3 protein-coding genes are annotated in these 3,711 nt (G+C 52.0%); 1 reads left to right on the top strand and 2 read right to left on the bottom strand.

What is annotated here, in order from left to right; all coding sequences use genetic code 11:
- Positions 1 to 665: ABC transporter transmembrane domain-containing protein (locus tag OXG87_14270; protein ID MCY3870717.1), on the bottom strand; the 665-nt coding region annotated here is incomplete at its 3' end.
- Complete coding sequence (locus OXG87_14265; GenBank protein MCY3870716.1) at positions 662 to 2,425, bottom strand: ABC transporter ATP-binding protein; 1,764 nt, start codon at positions 2,423 to 2,425, stop codon at positions 662 to 664. The genes OXG87_14265 and OXG87_14270, both read right to left, overlap by 4 nt.
- Positions 2,426 to 2,558: 133 nt before the next feature.
- Between OXG87_14265 and OXG87_14260 the strand changes: the two genes are divergently transcribed.
- On the top strand, positions 2,559 to 3,711 hold a 1,153-nt coding region (locus tag OXG87_14260), incomplete at its 3' end, for an acyltransferase domain-containing protein (protein MCY3870715.1).

The raw sequence follows: 3,711 nt of genomic DNA, 5'->3' as shown, positions 1-3,711 counted from the left end.
CGAAAATGGTCAATCACATGGGCTTGTGTGGTAGCAACTTTGACAGCGAGGATAGATTGAAACATCTCGTTGATAAAATTGGTAGATCGCTCGGTTGCAACGCGCTGCGCGGTGCGGTATTTGTGAATATAGTTGCGGGCAAAATCCACAACAATAACCACACCTATCGCCGGTATAATCGTGATAAAAGTGATATAGGGATCGATTCTCGACATATAAAAAATGGCGAGCACAGCAAATACGAGATTGCCCCACATGTGGATATACCGATTGAGGTATTGAATAATGCCCAACACATCGTCCCGAAATCGGTTGGTCACCTCGCCAGAGGCGGTGGAAATCTTTCCCGGATCTCGAACTTCGAGAATAGCAGTCATAAGATTTTTCCGCAAAAGCGTTTCAATAGCATACCACCAGCGCGGCCATGCAAAAGCCGAACCGAGAAGGGCGATGCGGTCGCCAATCTCAACAGCGACAAAAAGCGCGACAAGCGACCAGGCAGTGAACCCCGCCTCGGCCTGACCGGTGAGCGCGTCAAAAAAGCCCTTCATAATAACGCCCGCGAGAAAGGGCGCGATGTCGTCAATACCGCGAAAAAATATCGTAGTCAAAAAAAGTCCGGGACGGAACTTGAGCAGCCGCCATGTCGTTTGCCCCATCGTCATGCGATAAGTTCCTCCAGACCTGTATTGAGCAAGCGTGAAAACTGCGAATTTGAATCTGCGACGAGATCTGTGCGAAGGCCAAATTCCCGCACCTGTCCATCATCGAGAATGAGAATATTATCCACGCGCTCTACGGTCTCAAGGCGATGCGCGATAATAATGCCCGTGCGATTTTGCAACAGGCGTTCCACCGCAAAATTGATATTCTGCTCAGTTGCGGGATCGAGCCGCGATGAAGGCTCGTCCAGAATGACCAGACCGGGGTCTTTGACGAAAACGCGGGCAAAGGCGAGCAACTGGGCTTCGCCAGCTGAGAGACTGCCCGAGACGAGTTCGGTATCCAACCCCCCGGACAAGGACGCATACCATGCGCCAAGGCCGAGTTCATCGAGTATAGCGACGATTTTTTTATCCGAAACATCGGGCCTAAAAAGGGTGAGATTATCGCGCACACTGGCATTGAAAAGTTGTACATCCTGCGTAACGAGACCAACGTGCTGCCGCAAATCGTCGAGCAAAATATCCCGGATATTTTGATCCCCAATGCAAATCTGTCCGCGCTGAATATCGTAAAAGCGAAAAAGCAAGCGGGTAATCGTGGTCTTGCCACTGCCCGTGCGCCCCAACAAGCCGAGGGTTTTGCCCGGATCGAGAGAAAAGGAAATATTCTGCAAAACCGGATCGCCGGGGTTATACGCAAAATGGACATTCTCAAACGCAATGCCCAAAGGTATTACCTCAAGTTTACCAGAAGGAGCAGCAGATAATTTTTCATTTCCATCCCGAATGCTGGTCTGGATGCGGTGGAGTTCTTCAATGCGTTTAAGCCCGGCAGTGGCGCGTTGCAAATCGTTGATTTGCTGGCTAATTTGAAAAAGCGGTTCGCGCAACATCGACGTATAGTGAAAAATGAGAAAGACCGCGCCAATTGTAAACGTACCCTCCCGATAAAGCCAGATACCCATGCCCATAGCAAGCGCGTAACCGAGCGCGAACATAATGCCGGTAATCGCACGCAATCCTTCGCTCATAATTTCGGATTTCTTCACGCGGGCAAAAACGCCGTTATTGACCCCGTAAAACCGATTCACAGTGTAGTCGCCTGCGCCATTTGTGCGGATGTCTTCAAGGCCGAGCAATCGCTCTTCGATAAAACCGTAAAGACGCGCATAACTTTCGCGTTCAGCCGTATAAATGGGCACAGCAATATTGCGCGTGAGATTAAAAACAATAAAAGCGAGAATCGAAAAAGCCGTCAGCGCTGCGCCCACGCGCCAATCTTCGCGAAAGACGAGAATGAGGACGCCCAAAAGAAAAAATGAGCTTCCAATAACATGGATGACAAATTGCGAAAAAAAATTGGAAAGCGCCGTCGTATCCCCGTCAACGCGCTCGATCATCTCGCCCGGAGTGTGCGCGTGATGAAAGCCCATATCGAGATTGAGGCAGTGGTGCGCGAGCGTATTCCGCATCTGATTCGTCGCACGCCAACCCACGTCCTGCCCCAAATAAGAACTCACAATTTGCACGCCCTGGCGAATAATCCCAATGGCGAGAAAGGCAATACCCGCCCATATCAAATTTTGCACGGCACCATCTGCCTGCGCCGTATCGATAAAATATCGTACAATTTGGGGATTGAGCAGATTGAGACCAATGCCGGTAAACATGAAAACGCCGAGAAAAACAACGCGCTTCCAATGGGGGCGAAGATAGTGTATCAGGAGGGTGGCATAATGCCTGAGAGGGACGCGTTCCAAGAGGATTCCCGAAGTGGGTGAAAAAAAATAGACATCCAAATCGCTCAAAGTTCTTGAAAATTAAGAGGTCGCATGTTAATTTCCAAATGAAATTTAATCACTAACACTATAATCCAACTTATCTTTGAGTGAAATGCCTCCCAAACTCATCTCCCTTCTAAGAAATACTGGCCTCGACATCCATTGGGAAAAATCTGTCGCAACATTCCCCGGCAACCTCTTCTTTCTTAAGCCCGAAGCCATCCGCGAAAACGGCACCTGGGCAAATCTTCCACCCGACGCCATAGACTTTGCAATCCGCGCCGCCCAAAAAATCGCCACAGATCCCGACCTCGCGCACATGGTCTGGCATGCCCATCGCCTCCTCTTCATCGACAAAAGCACCCAGAACTCGGCAACCCGCGACTGGCCCCTCCTCGCCCCCGTACTCGGCAATTACGGCGGAGCCTTTTATCTCCTCATCGCGCTCTCGGGCATACCACAACTCCGCACCTACCACCAATCGCGCGACATACCCGAACACATCACCCGATTGACCTGCCGTGACACGTACGTCTGGGCGCAGCAATACCACGACATCGGCGTTTTTAAAAACGATCGTTTCTTTCACCCGGGTGCCCCCGACGCATGGGGGTTGTGTACGCGCATCTTGCCCTGGCTGCTCGGCCATCTCAACGGCGACCTCTACCGCATAGGGCGCCTGCAATACAAAATCGGACCCTTTCGCCAGAAAATGCGCGCGTACCGCCATCGCACCTCTACACATCTGTGTCTCCTGTGTGAATCCGGATTGGAATTTCGCACCGACGGCAACTTCAACGGCGCGGGCGAACGGGAAGACCCGCAGGCATGGACATCCGAACTCACCGAAACCGCCACCCATATCATCGGCAACCCCATACACCCCAACGGCCACGCACAGCGCCAGCCGGTCAGCCTCCCGTGCTCTCACTGGGATCGCGTACTCACCGAAGGCGATCCCATCCTCGAAATTCACATCCCCGAAGACGGACCAATGGCATTTGAAAATTGCGGCGACTCCCTCCGCCAAGTCGCCGAATTCTTCCCCAAACACTTCCCCGACCATCCCTTCAAAGCGATCTGTTGCACATCCTGGTTCCTCGACCCCACGTACCAGAACTTACTCTCCAAAAATTCCAACATCGCTCGCTTCCAGCGCGAATGTTATCTCTTCCCACTCAACTCGCGCAGCAAATACAGCAGCCTTGACCGCATCTTCGGTCCCTATGTCCACGACCTCTCCACAGCCCCGCGCGACAGCAGCA

Source organism: Gemmatimonadota bacterium (assembly GCA_026706845.1).
In the GTDB taxonomy this organism is placed as follows: Bacteria; Latescibacterota; UBA2968; order UBA2968; family UBA2968; genus VXRD01.
The sequence above is the reverse complement of the archived record's forward strand: the minus strand, read 5'-3'. Positions and strand labels throughout refer to the sequence as shown.